Annotated in this window: 16 protein-coding genes; 6 read left to right on the top strand and 10 right to left on the bottom strand. The window is 53.8% G+C overall.

All coding sequences use genetic code 11. The features are described from left to right. Window positions 1-113: 113 nt before the first annotated feature. The 10 genes from ACID345_RS22120 to ACID345_RS27120 all read right to left on the bottom strand — a co-directional run bounded on the left by ACID345_RS22120 (window position 114) and on the right by ACID345_RS27120 (window position 8,571). Entirely contained in the window at window positions 114-1,295 is a 1,182-nt protein-coding gene (locus tag ACID345_RS22120) for a hypothetical protein (protein ID WP_011525055.1), read from the bottom strand. A 336-nt stretch (window positions 1,296-1,631) separates the two neighbouring features. Beyond that, entirely contained in the window at window positions 1,632-2,213 is a 582-nt protein-coding gene (locus tag ACID345_RS22125) for a hypothetical protein (RefSeq protein WP_148210219.1), read from the bottom strand. Between the two features lie 56 nt (window positions 2,214-2,269). After that, window positions 2,270-2,860, bottom strand: coding sequence for a TIR domain-containing protein (locus tag ACID345_RS22130; RefSeq protein WP_011525057.1), 591 nt, complete (start codon window positions 2,858-2,860; stop codon window positions 2,270-2,272). Window positions 2,861-2,911: 51 nt separating this feature from the next. Further along, window positions 2,912-3,490: a hypothetical protein gene (locus ACID345_RS22135; protein ID WP_041855989.1), complete on the bottom strand. Its 579-nt coding sequence runs from the start codon at window positions 3,488-3,490 to the stop codon at window positions 2,912-2,914. After that, complete coding sequence (locus ACID345_RS22140) at window positions 3,490-4,665, bottom strand: toll/interleukin-1 receptor domain-containing protein (RefSeq protein ID WP_011525059.1); 1,176 nt, start codon at window positions 4,663-4,665, stop codon at window positions 3,490-3,492. Before ACID345_RS22140 ends, ACID345_RS22135 begins: the two co-directional genes overlap by 1 nt. Window positions 4,666-5,192: 527 nt before the next feature. Further along, the gene (locus ACID345_RS22145) at window positions 5,193-6,581 is read right to left on the bottom strand and encodes a hypothetical protein (protein ID WP_011525060.1); all 1,389 of its coding nucleotides are present in this window, start codon (window positions 6,579-6,581) and stop codon (window positions 5,193-5,195) included. Between the two features lie 418 nt (window positions 6,582-6,999). Beyond that, complete coding sequence (locus ACID345_RS22150) at window positions 7,000-7,398, bottom strand: hypothetical protein (protein WP_011525053.1); 399 nt, start codon at window positions 7,396-7,398, stop codon at window positions 7,000-7,002. Next, complete coding sequence (locus ACID345_RS22155; RefSeq protein WP_011525052.1) at window positions 7,398-8,003, bottom strand: recombinase family protein; 606 nt, start codon at window positions 8,001-8,003, stop codon at window positions 7,398-7,400. Before ACID345_RS22155 ends, ACID345_RS22150 begins: the two co-directional genes overlap by 1 nt. Beyond that, on the bottom strand, window positions 8,003-8,218 hold the full coding sequence (locus ACID345_RS22160) for a hypothetical protein (protein ID WP_041855988.1): 216 nt from the start codon (window positions 8,216-8,218) through the stop codon (window positions 8,003-8,005). The genes ACID345_RS22155 and ACID345_RS22160 overlap by 1 nt, the downstream gene beginning before the upstream one ends. Window positions 8,219-8,316: 98 nt before the next feature. Then, a complete protein-coding gene (locus ACID345_RS27120; RefSeq protein WP_187148894.1) occupies window positions 8,317-8,571 on the bottom strand; it encodes a hypothetical protein in 255 nt (84 codons plus the stop codon). Window positions 8,572-10,249: 1,678 nt separating this feature from the next. Here ACID345_RS27120 and ACID345_RS22165 point away from each other — a divergent pair. The 6 genes from ACID345_RS22165 to ACID345_RS22190 all read left to right on the top strand — a co-directional run bounded on the left by ACID345_RS22165 (window position 10,250) and on the right by ACID345_RS22190 (window position 19,551). Further along, entirely contained in the window at window positions 10,250-11,776 is a 1,527-nt protein-coding gene (locus tag ACID345_RS22165; RefSeq protein WP_011525061.1) for a DNA cytosine methyltransferase, read from the top strand. 5 nt (window positions 11,777-11,781) lie between these two features. Further along, window positions 11,782-12,216 carry a very short patch repair endonuclease gene (locus ACID345_RS22170; RefSeq protein WP_011525062.1) on the top strand — a complete coding sequence of 145 codons (435 nt, stop codon included), beginning with the start codon at window positions 11,782-11,784 and terminating at the stop codon, window positions 12,214-12,216. A 96-nt stretch (window positions 12,217-12,312) separates the two neighbouring features. Continuing rightward, window positions 12,313-13,860, top strand: a complete 1,548-nt coding sequence (locus ACID345_RS22175; RefSeq protein WP_049762010.1) for an ATP-binding protein — start codon at window positions 12,313-12,315, stop codon at window positions 13,858-13,860. Further along, complete coding sequence (locus tag ACID345_RS22180; protein ID WP_011525064.1) at window positions 13,832-16,531, top strand: Z1 domain-containing protein; 2,700 nt, start codon at window positions 13,832-13,834, stop codon at window positions 16,529-16,531. Before ACID345_RS22175 ends, ACID345_RS22180 begins: the two co-directional genes overlap by 29 nt. Beyond that, complete coding sequence (locus ACID345_RS22185) at window positions 16,515-17,471, top strand: PD-(D/E)XK motif protein (RefSeq protein ID WP_011525065.1); 957 nt, start codon at window positions 16,515-16,517, stop codon at window positions 17,469-17,471. The genes ACID345_RS22180 and ACID345_RS22185 overlap by 17 nt, the downstream gene beginning before the upstream one ends. Then, a complete protein-coding gene (locus ACID345_RS22190; protein WP_041855992.1) occupies window positions 17,461-19,551 on the top strand; it encodes an AIPR family protein in 2,091 nt (696 codons plus the stop codon). The genes ACID345_RS22185 and ACID345_RS22190 overlap by 11 nt, the downstream gene beginning before the upstream one ends. The last annotated feature ends 406 nt before the right edge of the window (window positions 19,552-19,957 follow it).

The following is a 19,957-nucleotide window of genomic DNA, read 5'->3' on the forward strand; positions in this document are numbered from 1 at the left end:
CAGTGTATAGAAGATCTGCGAGCGAATCGAAGCTGAGGTAGTCAGCGCAGTCAGCCAGGCAGAGTTGCGAAGATACTCCGTCGTAAACGAACTCGGCGAAGATCGGATACATTCTATTTTCGCGGTGAGCTCACCAGCGGAAATATTAGACTAAATTGCGTTCCGACACTGCACAATTTTCCTGAATGCTGCGTCTCGCTCAGGCAAGGAGTGTTCTTGTCGTCGACATCAGAGCGAGCGTCATAGTAGAGCCAATTCGATCCTGTCCGCAAAGACACAAACCCTTGAAGCACATGAACAGCTTGGATCGCATGTTGCAACCCGTGTCCTGCGCCAGACTGGGTACGCTTGCTGGTAAGAGCGTCGCTCATAACACGATTGATGAAAGCGGCACGATCAGACGAAGAATGAGTCCGATCTGCCAATTCGGGCCGAGTGGAGAGTAAGCGATCTACAATACCCAAGCCACAATCGCCGATGCTGATCTCGTAAAACTTGTAGGTACCATCCACGGGTACTTGGCACTGCAAGTAAGCTTGAAGTTCTTGGAACCCAGCTGCCCGCCGGATGAATTGCGCCTTGTCGTGGCCGATATGCTTCCGTATACGCAAGTAGCGCATGCCGCGAATCTCAAGGTTGTTCTGATCCAGCCGTCCATGTTGGAAGCTGTTTTGCCACAACTCGTAAGCGAAGCTTCCGATTGCGCGTTCGATATCGCGTGGCACTGAATCGGTGAATCCCTCACCGACTCCGATCTCAAAGCAATTGCGACGGTATGCTCTGAACCTGTCGAGGAAGTCATCCTTGCTTCGAATACCAGCGAATCCGATGGGTGTTGGAAGCTCTGGATCAAACGCGCAAAATGTCAGAGCTTTGCCAACCGTCTTTTCCGGGCTACTAATCCCGTTCTTCTCCACGACCGCCCATCGATGTTCCCGAAGGCTCGGATGAAAATCTGACTTGCTCGCGTCAACGATCGCATTAGCGAACTCAAGTGCAGCAAGCCCCTCGAGAGTTGATCCAAAGCGCTCTACTGTATGGCGCTCGTCAGGTTTGACGATCCAATCGATTACCCTTGCCGACATCTTTCGATGTGCGGCGGCGGCCAACAATGTCACGATGCGCGAATCCTTAAAGAACTGAGATCCGAGGTCTTTAGCCAGCCAGATATCGACGGAGCCGTGTTTGGCATTCGCGAGACGGCACGTCATCTCCTCTATCTCGGGAAGAGTCGTTGTTTTCAAGAGTTGCAACGTGAGCGTCGTGTGCGGATTCGCAATCGTGCCGGTTGTCATCGCAGCTCTCCTGGATGTGTGAGAATGGCACATTGTACCTGAATCGTGGCTCCCCCTGTAACGCTCCAGCCGTCGTAATTAGCTTGGTACGTACTTGTGAACTGCGACCTCACATCCGAGGTTGCCCCACTGAAATCGGATACAGCATTCCTGCCGCTGGGACTCTCTGATTAGTGCCCATAAGGAGTGGGTTGTGGGTCGCGTATGTACTGAGCTGTAGTGTAGCGCAGAAGGGTTCCCCGCTTCGGATCATTGAAGAAGAGGTGCCAGTTGCACGCTGCCCATGTAACTCGTTGAATTTGAGATTATCACCGTTAAAACTCCATTCCGTGTAGGTCACTGCTTTGCAACCGAACTTGCTTGCAGATCCTCAACCATTGGCAGGCTGTCAGTTTCTGCGTTTCTCACAAATCGGCGAATTATTTCGACCTCCTCAAAGTACTTCTTGAGCTGGGTTACTTCATCTGGACCGAAGGTCTGCGGTGAATCCAGCAGGCGGCGGTAAGTGTCGTAGAATTCCGATTCCCCATGTCTGAACGCCTTGAAGCGCTCGGCAATTTTCAGACCTCGATGAAAGCCTAAAAGGAGGGCAATATGTGCCGCAATGATGGTCAGTAGCCACTTAGACGCGGGATCACTCGGGTTAATCGCTTGCGTAAGAAACGGCATGATGCAAGACGACAAGATGGTCCAACATAAGCAGTAATAGTGAAATCGCGAGTTCCGGGTAGCTTCTCGTTTCCAGAACGCAAGTGTGCCTTGTAATCGCGAAAAATGCTGCTCGAGTTTTACCTTTGCTTCGTCAGAGAATTGAGAATCCCGGAACGATGCACCGCCTGGGTTGAGCTGCACCTCGGAAAATAGAGCTCGCAGCGCAGGCAGAAGTGTGAGGAAAGTCAACGTTATGTAAATCGCCATAAGCCAGCTCCAAACCGTCATTTCTTTCCCCGCGTTCTCGAGTTCCGACTGTTGGGCTACTTTCCGGCTTGCGTTGCAGCAGCTTCAACCCACTTCCCGAAATTGCTATATCCGTCGTTGTTCACCCAGTCGTAGACGTTAAAGAGGCTGCTCAGGACGGGCCTATCCACACTCTTTAAATAGAGGGCTGCCGCTTTCGTGATGGGAAGCAGGTATGGAGCATCCTTCCATCCGGTCTGGTAGTGAATCATTGGAACCAGCTCCCCATCTCGAGCGCCGTACCCAAGAAACTGGAAGGGGCTACTCCCTTCGGTGTCCGCACCGTGCTTTGGGTCCTTCAGTTGGTGAATTCTGATACCAAAGATACCCATTCCGTACTCCACAGCCTTGAGGATTTCGTAATCTACCCAGCGGCGGGTGTAGGTCTCCTTCCCAATAAGCACGCAGAGTGCGGTACTCCCAACGAGGCCATTGTCGATGATCTTCTTGACCGCCTGATCACCCTCTTTCTTTGCCTTCTCCTCAAGCGAGCCGTCGAAGAATCCTGTTTCCGTGTACGTTCCCTTGGTTATGTAGTGTTGCTTCACCTGCTGTACCCGCATGATGTCACGATCGTAGTGAAAGCTGAAGAACACCGAGCGAGCCATCGTCCAATTCCTCTCAGATACAAGTCACATCAGCTTTACGGCCGGTTCAGATTACATCAACTCGGTTGCGAGAAGGCGACGGAATAATGATAAATACCGCAAGTCAGTTAATAGTTCAACATGATCGCGAGCATGCTCGTTAAAAAGCATCCGTGCGGCTGCTCCTGTCGAGGCGATCGGATACGCCGGTTTGTTGGGATGTCTACGTCTGAAAATCTCAAACTCGAGCTCCACCCCATCCATGCCGCCTACAAACACTCCGGCATCGTAGTCGTGGCCAGCGATCATTGCTTCTCGCATCACCCTAAGGCTTTCTCTTTCGTCCATGTCGATGGATTCAACGATTCGTATTCGTTCGAACTCGGCGGCTTCCGGCGGGAAAACGCGACGGAAAAAGGCACTTTGGTAAAGAGTGATGTGCTGGTTGACATCGGGTGTCATACCACGGACGAGCAAACGAATGAGGGGTGTGATCGCCGGATGGCCGCCAAAAACTATTTGACCGCTCGGCGCGACAACGCTAACGAGCGCGCGGATGCTGTCGCGGATCGCAATGATGTCGGCTGTATTCCGATATCTGGCATCATCGCCCGGCAGGGGGATGCTGGCGGAAAGAAATATGCAGGCCATTACGTCAGACCTCCCAACCAAGACTGGGCCTTCGCAACCTGAAGGCTTTTCACCGGCAAGGTTTGTCGATCAAGCCATGCCAAGTGCTTCATCCACTTGTCTCGGATACCGCGTTCATCGTAGAGCAGGATGATGTCCTGGTGGTGCTTGGGATCTCGCGCCATCGCATCTTCCACCTCTTGATAGCGAACCGCGTCTGGTACTCCCACGGTCGGTACCGTGATGTAGCGATTGCCGCCTTTCGTCTCCAACAGAATGAACCGATCAGGCTGCACTTGTGGATTGTGTCCGGCTGCTCTCGCTTCGGAGAAGAACTCCTCCACGAGGTACGCATGGCGCGCAGCGAGAGCGCGGGCTCGCAGAGACTCGACTTCAATAGTCACTCTTCGCAGGCATTCGTCGCGTAACCGCGCCGTAGCTCCGAGCTGATTCGTCGCGACGTCAAAATCACCGTCAGCAAGGCCAAAGGGCTTGCTGAAAGCCGCAGCCGACGTCATTGCGCTCTCAGGCCAAAGCAGCTGTAAGATTTGTAGGTTGGTGGAGTTCGCTCGAGCAAGTTCTTCTTCGGTCCATCGGCTGCTCAGAAACCCTGGCGAATCGAGGAGAACTACAACATCGGTGTCAGCCAAGCGATGCCATAGCACTTCTTGAAACGGCTCTCCGGGTCGGATGCTGTGAGAATCGAGGAAGACATCAAAACCATTGGCGTCGAGCTGCTCATAAAGTTGAATCGCAATCCCTTGCGTTTCGACGCGACGGTAGCTGATAAATAACCGACGGCTCTTGCGAAGTAGACCAAGACCTTCGAGAAGCACCGAGGAGATTCTTTCCATTGCCGAATCCTCTGGTCGCAATGCCATGCCGTTGATGGGGCGCAGATCATCGGGAACAAATTCACTGAAGCGGTCCAGAGTAGGAACGACCGGTAGAACCAGGGCAGCTTCCTCAATCAGAGTCGATAGGGTTGGATTGGTGATAGGGTGCGGAGTCAAGCCGAAGAAAACGCCCACTGTCGGAGATTTGTGATCACGTGTCGCAACGGATGCCTCGTCGAGAAAAGACACCATACCAGCTGGAACGCCAAGCTCTGCAATACAGCGCTGTAGCGTCCCCCGCAAAGTGGCCGCATATCCGTCGGCACCATCGGCGAAAATGGCTATCTGATACAGACTCATCCGCTCCCTCTGTGTTCACGACTTAAGCCCAGCGTATTTTGTGGTTGTTTAAGATCCATTCTATGCGGAGCGCGGCCATCGAAATGAAAACACTTCAATGGGCGAATATCTGAATCCCATCTTTGATGGAAGAGCTTGAAATAAACGAGAGGTCACAAAAGGGCTCAGTCGGCCGCTCGTCAGGGGTTTCTGTGGAACTCCAGTTTATGTCACCAGCACTGCGAGACGCGGCGTCGGTGCCGAAACCGAAGGATCTCTTTTTCACGAATCAGAGTAGTGCGTTATTGTCTTCATACCTCGGCTGTTCCCCGCAGTCAGAGTTGAGTAGCCGGCTACGGCCACTGGCAGAGCAGGCGACGGACATTGGCGATTTTCGCATTTAGGATATAGGCACTACACCCGAGATGCCTCTTCATCACTTCTGACCGTCGCTGAACGAACGCTCTGATGCCCGCTCCTCAGGATTTGAAGGAGCGGGCAATCTGGAGTAAGAATCGGTTTCTGGAGTACCTGCGCACCGACTTCTTTCATCGTGTTTGAACTTTGAGATTTCCATTCTCAACGGACGCGGTCCACATCTCGGTAGTCGCAACTGGGACGTCGCGAGTCACAGTGACACTTCGTTTATGTTCTTCCTTGCCATCTCTGAAGACCCCGACGATCTCAACCATTGACCAAACGTTCTGTAGGCTTACCGGATCCGTTTCGCTTCGTCTTTTTGCGGTGGCAGTTGCAGTTGTCAAGGGTATGTGCTCTGGCACATTGCGCCTTTTTACTTTGAACGTCGGCTTCAACCAAATATCAGCGTTTGTGCCTCCGCCCCCACAGTGATTGAATACGCTGCACATGTGATCCCCGCACGTGGGCGCATAGAGGCTAAAAGAGACGCTACTACTGTCCCAGCGGTCCAAACTCGCTTTGGAGTGGTCACAACAATCACAGGGATGTTCGTCATCGTGCTTCCGACTTTCCATCGCCGCAAATGCAGCGGTGTCCATGTCGTAAGTCGTATTGTCACTTACGAGTTTCGAGAATAGATCACGCGAAGATAGTGTCTGATTATTGGAGGTTCTGCCTGAGTCTGCGCGTTCGTGATCTTCCGACGGCGCCGGCAATGTTGCCCACAGTTCTGGATTGCCTTGTTTCACCGCGAATGCAAATGTAAACGGCTGCCTGATGGCGACGTACAGGCGAGCGTCGAAATCCTGAAACGTGTGGTACACGTAATATTTGACAATAGGGACGCTGACGACCAACTCTACGAATCTTCCCTCTCTTACAAAGTCGGGCGGCAACACAAAACCTATGCGGCCACCGGGATACGAGCCAAGCTCGAGGGTCTTTTCCGCTACGCCCTCCGCTCTCACCTTCACCTTTGCCTTATGCGACTCGTCGATATCGGGGAAATGGCCATAGAACGATACTAAGCGGTCCGAATCATCGATCTCGATCCGGATAGGAGTGACGGCAAACATGTAGGGCTTAACCTTGACAAATGGAATGCCCTCGAGCACGGTTGCGGCGTTCGCTAAGGTGCTATTCGCTCCTACATATGCCCAATAGCCGTTCTGTTGAAACTCGGTATTTGCCTGACCCATCACGCTGTATACATCCGAAAACACCTTCTGTTCTGTCGTGTTCGCCTTATCGAAACCATCCTTGATGACGGCTTGCAACTCTTTGATGGTGCCATCTAAGGCGAGTTCTATCTGATGTATCCTTGCCGACGCCGCTTGGTCGACGTTGTTCGAGACAGCGTCCAACTGAGACCGAAGTTGTTGTAAGACCACTAACAACCCGCCCAGTGTCATAGGATCGACTGATGCGCTGGCACTACATGCCAGCGACAGTGTGATCAGCATGAACACCACTACCACCTTTTTCGCGCCTGCGATCATTACGAACAGCCGCTTCATTTCGTTCTCCTCTCTCGCGTATATCTCTTTCTGAGCCCCGGATGGCAAAACAGGCGTGAATGGTGGATTATGCGCCGTTCCGCGTAGCCAACTATGTCGCCTTCCCCTCGACGAGGCAAACTCCAACCTCACCTCTTAGCCACTGAACAGCTAAACGCAAGTGAGAGACATATCCCTTCCGGAAAACAGATTTAAACGAGACGTGTCACGGGGCCGGATTGGGGTAGAATTCGGCCAGACACGGAGCACCACTTCTGAGCCGATGGAGACTCGTTCCTCTCTCAAGGGCCTGAAGGAGGAACGACTTCAGGCGTTTTCCAGGCATTCCGCGGTTTCTTACTTGTTCAGCGGCCCGCCCGAAACCCACTCCTTGTGGGCTAGTGAAGGGCGCCGTTTCCGGCGCCCTGTTTTGTTTAAGTTAGGACGAGGTTCCGGAAGACCCTTTTGGGCCAAGGTCTTCCCGTGCCTTCTTCATGCGACGCTGCTTGGCGAGGAACCTTTTTCTGAGCTTGCTGCAGCGAGGCGAGCAGGTAAACGTCGGATGTGCATGAGACGATTTCTCCAGACGCTCACGGGGGATCGGATCGCCGCACAACCAGCACAACCGGCCACCCGGAACTTCGATCGTTTGCCCCTTCGGGGGACGTTGCTTTCCGATATGCCACAGTCCGCATAGACCGCAGTGGTAGGAGTGGATCACCTCACCGGTTCGTGTGCTCGCTTTGCGTGCCTTCTGCTCGGCCGCTTCCCGCGTCTGATAGCGGCGTTTCCGCAGGCAGCGACGATAGTCGCGCAGCGTATCGGAGACGTTCACCATTACGCTTCGCCAACAGCCAGAGGAAGGGCCTGGCGTTCTTCTTTAATGATGCGGGAGACAGTCGCTCTTCCGATGCTGAAGGTCTTGGCGATCTGGGTCAGCGACTGACCGTGAGCACGGTGCCGCAGCACCGCTTGGCGATCGATATCGAGCGGTTTGCGGCCGATGTGGGTGCCCTCTAACTTTGCGCGGCGCATGCCGGCACGCACCCGCTCGATGATGAGAGAGCGTTCCAGTTCGGCGACAACACTGATGATGGTCACGACGGCGCGGCCCAACGCGCCGGCGGTGTCGAGCTGTTCGCGGAAGCTTACGAACTCGATGTTGAGATGAGTCAACTCATCTAACGTTTCTAAGAAGTGCTTCACCGATCGCGCCAGGCGGTCACATGCCCACACGACCACCACATCGAAGTGGTGGCGACGGGCGTCCTTCATCATCTGATCGAGCCCCGGGCGGCGCGCCTTCGCGCCGCTGATCCGGTCTTCATAGGTTGCGACGATCTCGAACTGGCGCTGTCGCGCCAGTTCTTCAAGGTCGTAGAGTTGGGTTTCGGGGTGTTGGTCGAGCGTGGACACCCGCAAGTAAATCGCGGCGCGTTTCATTAGAACTTCTCCAGGCTGACAACCTCGTCCTTGGCCAGGTCGATCATGCGGTTCAGGAACTGGAGGCGTGGCAGGCTCGGCGCCGGCTTCTGGAGTTCGATCAAGGCCTCAAGCTGCAGGGCCTGGATGGCAGAGCATACACGCCCCACCTGCTGGTTGATCTGTGAACGGGACGGGCGAGGACGGAGATGGCGGCGACATCTATTCTGTTTCATAGAGCTCTCCTGGTTCGGCCGGGATAATCGCCGGGCCGTAAGTATATGCCGATATGTCGGCGGTATGTCAAGAATGAGATTAGAACCAGGAGCGATATCTACCAAAGGCTTCCCACTCCGGTATCCAGAACACCCTCGTCTCCGGCTTCAAGGAGCAGGCCAAGCCCTGGTACTCCGACCAGATCCTGCCCTTCGACATCACCCTCTGCGGTACGAACGAACAGGGTTCCGCCACCACGATGAAGATCTTCGGCGTCGAGATCCTCAACGAAGGATCCGGTGTGTCGATCGACGATGCCGTCCAGGAAATGCAGGCCACCTTCGTCGCTCGCTGTCGCCCAACTTCCATGCAAGAGACCCTTTTTTCGCTTCCGACCTAGTAGTTCGCTGCGGAAAGTAAAAATCCTCGCGCGGGGGCGAGGATCGAAGCCGAACGTCTCCGAGTTGTCGTCCGCAGTTAACCAAGACCGTGGGACCTCGGGAGCAGCGTTCGTAGTTCGCTGCGAGTAAAAATCCTCGTGCGGGGCCGAAGCTCGAGCCGAACGCCTCCGGGTTGTCGTCGAGGTTTGACCAGGAGCGTGGGCTCGGAAGAGTTGTTGTTCGGGGCGAGGCTCGGAGCCGGAGTCTTCTGGGTTGGTCGTCCACGGTTACCAACAGCGTGGGCTTCGTGCCCAGGGTTCGGTATCGAGCCGAGCGTCTCCTGGTTGGTCGTCGGCGTTCCACGGAGAGTGTGGGGTGTTGGGAGCCGGGGGTTGTGCTGTGAGTAATAAAGCTCCCTCACCTCGGTGGTGAGTCGGCTTTATTTAGGTTGAAGCAGGTAGGTGGGATCAGTATCTCTTTCTCTCGCCCGCCGCCGGGGCTGGACGCCCCTCAACCTGGGCTCCCATTAGGCGTCAGAGTGACCGTTTTACAGATACTGGTGTGCAAATCCGTTTGAACCTCAGGAAAAAACTGCCTGAGCCGGCCTCGAAATTGGGGTCGAGGAAAAAGGGGGGTAGCGAGGCTTTTTCGACCCTTCGCCACGGGGGAATGGCAACTTGGGCGACAACTATCCGGAGATTTTGGGTACATAGCAATTCCTCGGTTAAGAAGACGTTTTGCCCTGTAAATATTTGTAAGGCGGGTATGCCTGCTCCCGTCTTCGCTGCCCCCGGCCTCTCCTGAACGCCGTGTTCTTCCCAGCAAAAGAAAGCTCCCCGCCGACTGCGGAGAGCTTCTCGAAACCGATCTCGTCAGGCAGTTAGGTCCGCAATGACTTAGGAGATGGGGCTGGTACTATCATCCCTCTTCTCGCCCGCCGCCGGGGCTGGACGCCCCTCAACCTGGCTCCCATTAGGCGTCAGAGTGGGCTAAAAGTAGGAGGCAAATGTTGTCTCCCGAGGCATTGCCCCGGCCTGAGAATGGGGGTAGAGGAAAAAGGGGGATAGCGAGGTTTTTTCGACCCTTCGCCACGAGGGAATGGCAACTTGGGCGACAACTCCACCCCCAGCCGGGGAGGGGATGATCCAATAGTATAGAGTCGCATCGATTAAGCGGACCTTTTGCCCCTACCATCCACTCTCTCCCCGTCTGACGCGCATACCCAAATCGTTACTCATCAGTACACGCCTTTGGCTCACATACGTCGCTGTGCTAGGTGCGCTCTCACCATTGCGGTCGAGCAGCGACGGCTTGCTCGTTTTGGTTTTAGCAAGGATCCGGATCGCTCCCATACCGGATCGCTCCCATAGATGATGAGCCGGGTGAAAGATTTCTGTTTTCGCCACGTCCGGCTGCACTCCGGGCATCGCTGAGTCTAGTTGTGCCTTCGGATATCCGGCCCTTAAACTGGGCTCGCTCAGACTTCCCACCCTGGTGATGTGCGCGGGATGGGCTCGGGCACTGGATCTTGGATCCACTAATCACCAGAAATTGGTTCCGTCGTAGCACTGCGGCAGAACAATAGCCCCCGTCAGGGACATTCGCGTTCAGATCGATACCTGTGCAGTCCTTGATTGCATGTACGCATAATCTCCTGGTATCCTGGCCAGCGTGATCCCAGTTATAGACCTTTTCGCCGGGCCGGGCGGTCTGGGCGAGGGCTTTTCCGCCCTCCGAGATGATGCAGGGCGCCGTGTCTTCAGGATCGGCCTTTCCATCGAGAAAGATCCTGCTGCGCACAAAACCCTGTTGCTCCGAAGTTTTTTTCGGCAGTTCGAGATTGCACCGAACCAGTACTACAGCTACGTTCGTGGGGAGTTGGCGATTAGCCAGTTGATCGAGGCCTTCCCAACCCAATACGGCTCGGCCCAGGAAGAGGCACTCTGCGTTGAATTAGGGAAGCACGACTGGACCGACATTGACAGTCGTATCCGGAGAGCGATCGGCGACTTCAAGAATTGGGTCCTGATCGGAGGACCTCCGTGCCAGGCGTATTCACTTGTGGGCCGATCGCGAATGCGCAATAAGAACCCGCAGAAATTCGGCAGGGACAAGCGTCATTTGCTGTATCGCGAGTATCTTCGAATTCTCGCGGTGCACCGGCCACCCGTCTTCGTGATGGAAAACGTGAAAGGCATTTTGTCCTCTCAGCACAAGAAAGAACCGATCATCAATAAGATCATTGCTGACCTGAAACACCCACTTGACTCTCTTCCCGAGCTGAAGACCTCTGAATGGGACTCGGTCACCTACGACATTCAGTCACTCGTCGATCGCGTTGACTCAAGGCAGAGCAGCCTTTTCGGTAAGTCCCCGCGGGATTTCGTGATTCGATTTGAACAGCATGGGATACCCCAAGCTCGGCACCGCGTTCTTCTGGTTGGAATACGTTCGGACATCTCTCGCGATCTCTCGACGTTAACGCCACAAAAGCAGATCGCAATGTGGAATGCAGTTCAGGACTTGCCTGAAATGAGGAGCCGATTGTCCGGGGAGCCCGATTCGCCCGAGGCGTGGCTTCGCGCCATTGGAATGATTCGTGATTCGCTGGGGAAAACCTCTTGCGGCAGTCAGTTGCGAGATTTCATCCACAAGAGTTTGGGACAATTGACGGCTCGCCAAAGCTGCGGAGGTGAATTCATGGAATGGCGACGGAGGTCGGAGTGGGCTTCAGATTGGTTTCACGATGCGCGACTCGGCGGGGTTTTGAATCACACCTCTCGGGGCCATATCGCATCCGATTTGCAGAGGTACTTCTTCGCGGCCTGTTTTGCCAAGGTAAGGAATCGCTCCCCGAAAATTGAGGACTTCCCGATTGCTTTATTGCCCAAGCATAAAAACATCAAGAAGAAGAACACCAAAGCGACGATTTTTGCAGACAGATTTCGGGTTCAGATTGCTAGCCGCCCCGCGACAACTATCACATCACACATCAGCAAAGACGGCCATTACTTCATCCACCCTGACCCGTTACAAGCGCGAAGCTTGACGGTGCGAGAGGCGGCACGCCTTCAAACGTTCCCAGATAACTACTATTTTGAAGGCCCGCGCACGTCCCAGTACCACCAAGTTGGAAACGCTGTACCGCCCTTGATAGCTCGCGAGGTTGCAAAGATGGTCGCCGACCTTTTGGGGTGACAAGAATGGACTCTCTATCAAAAGCGCGGCGTAGCTGGAATATGTCCAGGATTCGTGCCACGAACACGAACCCAGAGCTTATCGTGCGCTCCCTACTCCACCGCTTGGGCTTTCGGTTCAGGCTGCATGAACGGACGCTACCGGGAAGGCCCGACCTGACTCTAAAGAAATATCGAAGCATAGTCTTAGTGCACGGATGCTTTTGGCATCGCCACGCCGGATGCCCCTTTGCGTACACTCCCAAGTCGAATACCATCTTCTGGAACAAAAAGTTCAAAGCAAACGTTGAGCGTGATCGCAGGAATATACACGAGCTCCGGCGGCTGGGCTGGAAGGTAATTATCGTATGGGAATGCCAGACCCGCTACGGCGAAAGACTGAGCCGCCGACTCGAGTCGCGCCTTAGATCTAACGAGCGGCAACTTGCCGAGGCCCAGTAAAGTTACTTGGGTGTCGAAAACGAACACATTGGTGATGAGATACTCCGAATGTGAGTGTTATCATGCGCTCGCGCCCGGAAGCCATGTGCATATCGGATGGCTGAAATTGAAATGGGCTCATGTCCAGCGATCATGGATTGTTCCGCATTCGAACTGCCGCTCCCTCCCTTTGCTCCGGTCTTGCTGGAGTCAATGCGCGCCATTGGGTATTCGTTCGAATCTGCAATCGCCGATGTAATAGACAACTCAATCTCCGCCGGTGCCCAGAACATTCAAATACGCTTTCTGCCTTACGACGAGCCATTCGTCTCCATTCTCGATGATGGAATCGGGATGTCCGCGCGGGCGCTCGTCGAGGCGATGCGTCATGGCAGCCAAGATCCGCGTCTCCTCCGTTCCAGCTCGGATTTAGGTCGATTCGGGCTTGGGTTGAAAACCGCATCACTGTCTCAGTGCCGCTGCCTCACCGTAATTTCGAAACAGAACGGCGAGCTTAATGCGAGACGTTGGGACTTGGACCTTGTGGAGAAGAGGAAGGATTGGATTCTCACAGGGGTTCGACCAGACGAGCTTAGCACTTTGCCGCAAGTCGCAGAGCTTGCGAAATTGGAGCACGGCACGCTCGTCCTGTGGCAACGCTTTGATCGCCTCGCGGCTGGCGAGTCCTCAATCGAACAGGCACTTGGCGATCGGATTGACATGGCGAGAGAACATCTGTCGCTGGTCTTTCATCGCTTTCTCGCATCAGAAATCAAGGGCTCCCCGACCTTGGAAATTGCTATCAACGACAACCCCCTCAAAGCTCAAGATCCATTTCTCCGCGCAAACAAAGCCACTCAGTCGCTCCCGGAAGAGTCTCTCGCTGTGGAGGGATGTTCCGTGAAAGTTGCGCCATTCATCCTGCCCCATATCTCCCGACTTTCTAAGGACGATTTAAGAATGGCCGGTGGCGAAGAAGGGCTTCGAAGAAATCAGGGGTTTTACGTTTATCGGAACAAACGACTCATCAGTTGGGGTTCTTGGTTTAGGCTCGTCCGCCAAGAAGAAATGACAAAGCTGGCGCGAGTGCGGGTTGACATTCCAAATGCACTTGATCACTTGTGGACTCTCGACGTAAAGAAATCCGCTGCTTCCCCGCCAGAAGCCATAAGGAATGGGCTCAGAGTCATCGTGGACAGAATTTCCGAGGGAAGCCGCCGTGTCTACACATTTCGCGGTCGCCGCGCCAACGCTGATGGAGTAGTGCACATTTGGGACCGCACTCTCGAACGAGGCGGAGTCACGTACACGCTGAACCGGGAACACCCTCTTATTATTGCGCTGGAAAGTTTGATTCCCGATACCGCGTTGCCGCTATTCCAGAAGCATCTTCAATCGGTTGAGCGAACCTTCCCGTTCGACTCGCTTTATGCAGATATGGCTTCCGAACGCCGCCCCGACCCACCGGAGAGCCATACCAGGACTGACGAAGAGCTGTATGACTTGGCAAGCCGTCTTCTTGATGTCGTGGGAACTGATCCGGCGTCGACGTCACGATTCTTGAGGAGCCTTGCAACCATGGAACCGTTTAGCAGATATCCCGAGAGTATCGAGACGCTGACCGAGAAATTAGAATATGTCCATCGACAACGCCCGGCTGATTGAGAACGCGGTTCTGGTATCTCTTCCAGATCAACACGCTCCGAAAGAAGAGGCGATCCTTGAACTCGCGACAAGGCTGAGGCAGGCGTTCCCGCTGAGCGACGACGACTTTGCGTCGTTGATCAAACGATTACACGCAAAGTTAGCAATCACAATGGATACAGGCGTCGTGTTGCTCGGGGAGGAGGAACACACACCGTGGTTGAGTTCCCGCAAGGCCGTCATCGATCCGTTCTATTGGCAGCGCTTTCTTCAGCTGCTTCAAAGAAAGGACTGGCCGCCGAAAGTCTTAAGCACTCTGAATTCAGTGACGGACAATATTTTGGATTTGCTTGGAGACCCTGCTAAGCCCGGATCTTGGAAGCGTCGTGGTTTGGTCATCGGCGACGTCCAATCTGGGAAGACAGCCACGTACACCGCCTTATCCTGCAAAGCGGGTGATGCTGGATATCGCCTGATTGTCTTATTGACAGGAACACTAGAAAGCTTGCGACGCCAAACTCAGGAGCGACTCGATGAGGGTTTTGTCGGCTTCGACAGTTCTGGAATCTTGCGAAAGATCAGGAACAATCGCGCAGTAGGAGTAGGGACCTTAGATGCCCGCAGATCCGCTGGGGTCTTCACATCGCGAGACCGCGACTTCAGTAAGACTTTGGTCAACTCGCTCGGCATCAGGATCAATTCAATCAAAGAGCCGGTTCTCGTTGTAGTGAAGAAGAACCGTAAGATCCTCGAGAATCTTGAGAAGTGGCTGACGGAGTACAACGCAGGGGATGACGGCAAGATTGATGTTCCCCTTCTCTTAATCGACGATGAAGCGGATAGCGCATCGGTTAACACTAATCCACTGTCGACAGATCCCACGGAAATCAACAAACGAATCCGAGCGCTGTTGGCTTTGTTTAAGAGGTCGAGCTATATCGGATTCACCGCAACACCTTTCGCTAACATTTTCATAAATCCTGATAGCGAAAACGATATGCTGGGCGACGATCTATTCCCCAGGGATTTCATCTACACCCTCGACCCACCGACCAACTATGTTGGCCCTGTTGTTATGTTCGGGGATGAACCGCGGGACGGCATTCTCGAGCCGATTTCCGATGCCGAAAGCGTCTTTCCTTCTCGACATAAGTGCTCATGGCCAATCAACGATTTGCCTCAGAGCCTTCGCGATGCGGTTACTTCCTTTGTGATTGCCAATACAATTCGTGATTTGCGCGGAGACAGCGCGACGCATCGCTCGATGCTGGTGAACGTGAGTCGATTTACCGCTGTTCAGGACCAAGTTGCAGTTTTGATCAATTCCGATCTCAATCGCATTCAGCAGGACATTAGGAATTACAGTCAATTAGATCCTGCAATAGCTTTACGGAATAAGACCATTTCCGAGATCCACCAGGTTTGGAGAAGCAGCTACAACACCAAGGAATTCGCTTGGGAAGGCGTACAGCGGGCATTGCTTGCATCCGCACTGCCAATTGTCGTCAAGGCCGTGAACCAGCGAACCGGCGCTGCGAGCTTGGACTACGCCAGCAATCGAGAGAACGGTCTGCGTGTGATCGCTATTGGGGGAAACAGCCTGTCTCGTGGGCTGACGCTGGAGGGCTTGAGTACCAGCTACTTTTATCGCAATTCCCAAATGTATGACACCCTGCTCCAAATGGGGCGTTGGTTTGGCTATCGCGACAACTATTCAGATCTCTGCAAAGTATGGCTCTCAGAAGACGCAATCCAGTGGTATTCGCATATCACGGCCGCAACCGAGGAACTGCGGTTTGAAGTGAAGCGCATGCGGAGAATGAACGCGACTCCGCGCGAATTCGGTCTCAAGGTGAGAGCACATCCTGATTCTTTGATTGTGACCGCGCAGAACAAGATGAGACTCGCGCACACGATAGAACGAGTGATCTCCATCAGCACCGAAGCTATAGAATCGACGCGGCTTAAGAGCAGCAGGGTCATCATCTCGGCCAACAAACAGGTTGTTGCGAATGCTATCGCCAATTTCGAGAGAGCTGGAATTGCTTGCGAGAGCTCGGAATGGAACAACCCCATCTGGCGAGAAGTTCCCAAGGAACTTGTAAGCGCCTTGATCAGAAATTTCGAGGTTCACCCGCTCAATGTTGCGTTCCAAAGTGAGGATCTCGCCGACTACTTTACAAACACGACAGAACCGAAGTTGCAAAAGTGGGATGTCGTCCTTCCGAACGGCGGTGAGCCGGAAATTATCTTCGTCCGAACTCGAGTCCGCCCTGCAAAGCGCTTTGTGCTGCCACGTGACAATGGGATTCTTGTGTCTGGGAGAAATATGCGGGTAGGCTCCCGAGGGATCGAACGAGAGGGTCTGCCGAGTGGGATCGTCAGGGAAATCAATGACCAAGCAAAACTCACAAAAAAGAATGTGTCGGATCATGCTTTCCGCGAACGTCGCCCACGCCCCCTTCTTTTGATCCATGTACTCGCGCCGTACACAAGGGACGGGAACGGCGTTGAGGTTCCATTCGATACCGGTGGAGAAGAACTCATTGCGTTGGGACTGAGTATGCCGAAGTTCGATGATAGCGATGTCGCAAAGAGAGTTAAGTACAGAGTGAATCTCGTCGAGTGGAGAGCAATGCTGGAAGAGTCATTGGACGATGATTTACCAGAGAACGATGATGACGCAGCTTGACTCCTTATGGACGGAGCTCCAGGTAAAGCCGGAGCGCCCAATCTTCAGGAGGATCGACGAAGTTCATCCGCTTAACTTCTATGTCGGGTTGGACTTCGGCGACGAACGCTCACTCATGCTCATCTCGGAAACTGAGCCGCCGAATCCTCCGCGCTTTCAGGCGCTGGACGTCGTTCGCAGTCTTCGCGGAGATGGGAAGTGGGTGGTCGCAATCCGACTAAAGCGTCAAGACCTCATCGGCCCTTTCGCGAGGCTTTGTAATGATCTGACTGAATCGACGAGATCAACCCGCCCGCAAGATGGCCCAGTGGCAGTTATCAGCCACCTCGCTCGTTGGAAGCGGCTCATGGAACTTGGCCGAGCGGGGCTTTCCGAGTCCGAGGCGAGAGGCCTGATCGGTGAATTGTTGTTTCTCGAGTCCGTGGCTATTCCTCATTTCGGAGCAGCAACGGCGATTCAAGGGTGGACCGGGCCTTCCGACGCCGCACAAGACTTTCGGCTCCCTGGTGTGGTGATCGAAGTTAAGACTTGTGAGTTCGGCTCAAATTCAGTGCTGATTTCCTCGCTGGATCAATTGGAAAAGGTAGGGAACCGGCTCGTGCTTGTTGTCACCGCTTTAAGCGTCTCAGCAGAGAATGACCGATTGGCGCTCAGTCTGCCGAAACTTGTGGATCGGATACAAGGCTTGATCGCAGGTGACACCGCGGCATTAGAGGCTCTTGTTTCACGGCTGCAGGCCGCTGGGTTCACCGACCGCGACAGAGATGCACCGTCCTTTTATCGCCCTGAAAAGACGATGGCATTCGACGTTACAAAGGACTTTCCACGTCTTACGCGGTCCGACGTTCCATCAGGTGTTCTTGACGCAAAGTACGTTCTGGATCTCGGGACGTGCCAGCAATTCCAATGCAAGATGAGCATATTTGAAGATGGAATATAGACAATTCAGAACTGAGTTTCTCGAACAAGTTGCGGCCCGGGCTGTAGCAGAAGGCGATTTCAAGCATTCAGCATTCGTCGCGTATAGCGTGCAGCTACTTCAGGACGCCGAAGAAGTGTCGGATTTCGAACCATGCTATTTTCGCGGTACCGGTGCACGAAAGAGGTCCATCGGCGTAGATGGATTCGCATTCGATGACGCCGATGGGTCTGTGCGCCTCTTCATCGCCGAGTTTGGCGGTGGTGAGGAGCCCGAGACCCTCACCCAAACCGACGCCAAGTCCCATTTCGCTCGCCTTCAGGCTTTTTGTGAAGAGGCTGTATCTGGCAAGCTCCACCGTGAAATTGAAGAGAGCAACCCTGCTGCCGGACTCGCGCAATTACTATTTAAAGAGAGAGGAGCTGTCACACGATTTCGCCTCTATCTGATTACCGACGCCGAGATGAGTTCCCGTATAAGGGATTGGCCTGAATCTGAAATCTCGAACATCAAAGCTGAGTTTCACATATGGGACATCGTCCGTTTTCAAAGAGCATTCGAATCACGCACCGGCAAGGATGAACTGGAGGTAGATTTGCAGGAGCTCGTTGAAGGTGGTGTTCCTTGCTTGGGCGCCAGCGTTGATTCTGACGAATATCTTGCGTATCTATGTGTTATCCCAGGCGAGGCCCTCGCGAACATCTACGACGAATACGGGAGTAGGTTACTGGAAGGAAATGTGCGCTCATTCTTGAGCACGAAGGGCCGGGTCAACAAGGGAATTCGACAGACAATCCTTACACGACCTCACATGTTTTTCGCGTTCAACAATGGGATTGCATGCACCGCGTCTAAAGTGGATGTCGTCACCGGCCCATCTGGGTTGCGGATCACTAAAGCGTCAGACTTACAAATCGTGAATGGAGGTCAGACGACCGCATCGCTGGCAGCGGCGAAACGAAACGACAAAGCAGCGTTGGATCACGTTTTCGTCCAGATGAAGCTTTCAGTGGTGCCACCGGAGCGCTCGGGTCAGGTCATACCAGAGATTTCGCGATGCGCTAACAGTCAGAATCGAGTGAGTGACGCGGACTTCTTCTCAAACCATGAATTTCATCGAAGAATTGAACAGATTTCTCGAAAATTATGGGCGCCTGCTGTCGGAGGAGCACAGCACGGAACTCAATGGTTCTACGAACGCGCAAGAGGTCAATACCTGAATGAACAATCCGGCTTGTCATTGTCCGACCGCAAACGCTTTGTTCTCCAGCATCCGCGCCATCAGGTGATCGCCAAGACGGACTTGGCGAAGTACGAAAATGCATGGCGGCAACTTCCGCATCTCGTCAGTCAGGGCGCGCAGAAGAACTTCCTCTCATTCAGTTCGTACGCTTCCGACGCCTGGGACAAGAACGAGGTTCAGTTTAACGATGAGTATTTCAAGAGGGTAGTTGCGAAGGCAATCTTGTTCCGTCGCACCGAACAAATCGTGTCAAAACAACGTTGGTATCAGGGCGGATATCGCGCGAATATAGTCGCTTATTCTATCTCTAAGTTGTCACGGATGATCGAAGTCGAAGCACCGGGTCGCGCGCTAGATTTCCGAAGCATCTGGTTACGGCAAGCATTAACGCCCGCGACCGAGACTCAGATTGCAAAAATCGCGGAATCAGTTTTCGACGTGATTGTAAATCCTGCTGGTGGATTTCAAAACATAACTGAATGGGGCAAGAAGGAGCTCTGCTGGAAGCGAGTTGCTGAACTCGAGATTCCGCTCGATTCGACGTTCTACAAAGAACTGGCCGATCATGAATCTGATCTCCAGCAAAAAAAGGACTCTGCAGTTGATCAGAAGATCGAGATCGGGATTGAACAACAGGCGTCGGTGTTACAGCTTGGCGCGTCGTATTGGAAGCAGATCCGGGAGTTCGGCGCGCGTGAAGGCTTGTTGAGCCCCGACGACATTTCCATTCTCGGGTTGGCGTGCCTAATTCCGAACAAGGTTCCGTCTGAAAAACAGAGTTCACGATTGTTACAGATGAAAACTCGCATGGAGTCGGAGGGTTTCCCCATTCGGACGATAGCGACTGGAGCGTCCTAGCGGATTTTGTTCCACTTATGACTCTCTATTCCACATTTCAACTGGATACATCATGTGAGTTCTGCGGAACCCTAGTTTCTCTCAGGCAGCTTCCAAGCGGTCGCCTGCTGCCGTATGAAGCAGAAAACATAATCCACCGTTGCAAGGGATGCAAAGAGGCGCGAGCGCAGCGTCACTCCGCAATGCAGGGAGTTGGAACTGTACGAGTCCCCACTTCGGACAATCAGAAACGTGAGCGTCTCGGTTTGCTTTCGGCCGAGGATCCCCAGAGCGTGCTCGTGCACAGGACAAAGAATGCTCGCCCGGGTTCGGCAAGCGTTCCTACGAGAGCCGCACTCAATTGGCACGACCCGTTCTTCAAGAGATCCGTCCTCCGTTGGGTAGAACTCGATTCAGCGCAATATGT

Source organism: Candidatus Koribacter versatilis Ellin345 (genome assembly GCF_000014005.1).
GTDB lineage: Bacteria > Acidobacteriota > Terriglobia > Terriglobales > Acidobacteriaceae > Korobacter > Korobacter versatilis_A.

What these genes read in the sequence shown, in the direction of transcription:
- ACID345_RS22185 (WP_011525065.1), top strand. Translation starts at nt 16,515, where the DNA reads ATGATGACGCAGCTTGACTCCTTATGGACGGAGCTCCAGGTAAAGCCG.
- ACID345_RS22120 (WP_011525055.1), bottom strand. Translation starts at nt 1,295, where the DNA reads ATGACAACCGGCACGATTGCGAATCCGCACACGACGCTCACGTTGCAA.
- ACID345_RS22170 (WP_011525062.1), top strand. Translation starts at nt 11,782, where the DNA reads ATGGACTCTCTATCAAAAGCGCGGCGTAGCTGGAATATGTCCAGGATT.
- ACID345_RS22150 (WP_011525053.1), bottom strand. Translation starts at nt 7,398, where the DNA reads ATGGTGAACGTCTCCGATACGCTGCGCGACTATCGTCGCTGCCTGCGG.
- ACID345_RS22180 (WP_011525064.1), top strand. Translation starts at nt 13,832, where the DNA reads ATGTCCATCGACAACGCCCGGCTGATTGAGAACGCGGTTCTGGTATCT.
- ACID345_RS22140 (WP_011525059.1), bottom strand. Translation starts at nt 4,665, where the DNA reads ATGAGTCTGTATCAGATAGCCATTTTCGCCGATGGTGCCGACGGATAT.
- ACID345_RS22130 (WP_011525057.1), bottom strand. Translation starts at nt 2,860, where the DNA reads ATGGCTCGCTCGGTGTTCTTCAGCTTTCACTACGATCGTGACATCATG.
- ACID345_RS22160 (WP_041855988.1), bottom strand. Translation starts at nt 8,218, where the DNA reads ATGAAACAGAATAGATGTCGCCGCCATCTCCGTCCTCGCCCGTCCCGT.
- ACID345_RS22190 (WP_041855992.1), top strand. Translation starts at nt 17,461, where the DNA reads ATGGAATATAGACAATTCAGAACTGAGTTTCTCGAACAAGTTGCGGCC.
- ACID345_RS22125 (WP_148210219.1), bottom strand. Translation starts at nt 2,213, where the DNA reads ATGGCGATTTACATAACGTTGACTTTCCTCACACTTCTGCCTGCGCTG.
- ACID345_RS22155 (WP_011525052.1), bottom strand. Translation starts at nt 8,003, where the DNA reads ATGAAACGCGCCGCGATTTACTTGCGGGTGTCCACGCTCGACCAACAC.
- ACID345_RS22175 (WP_049762010.1), top strand. Translation starts at nt 12,313, where the DNA reads ATGGCTGAAATTGAAATGGGCTCATGTCCAGCGATCATGGATTGTTCC.
- ACID345_RS22135 (WP_041855989.1), bottom strand. Translation starts at nt 3,490, where the DNA reads ATGGCCTGCATATTTCTTTCCGCCAGCATCCCCCTGCCGGGCGATGAT.
- ACID345_RS22145 (WP_011525060.1), bottom strand. Translation starts at nt 6,581, where the DNA reads ATGAAGCGGCTGTTCGTAATGATCGCAGGCGCGAAAAAGGTGGTAGTG.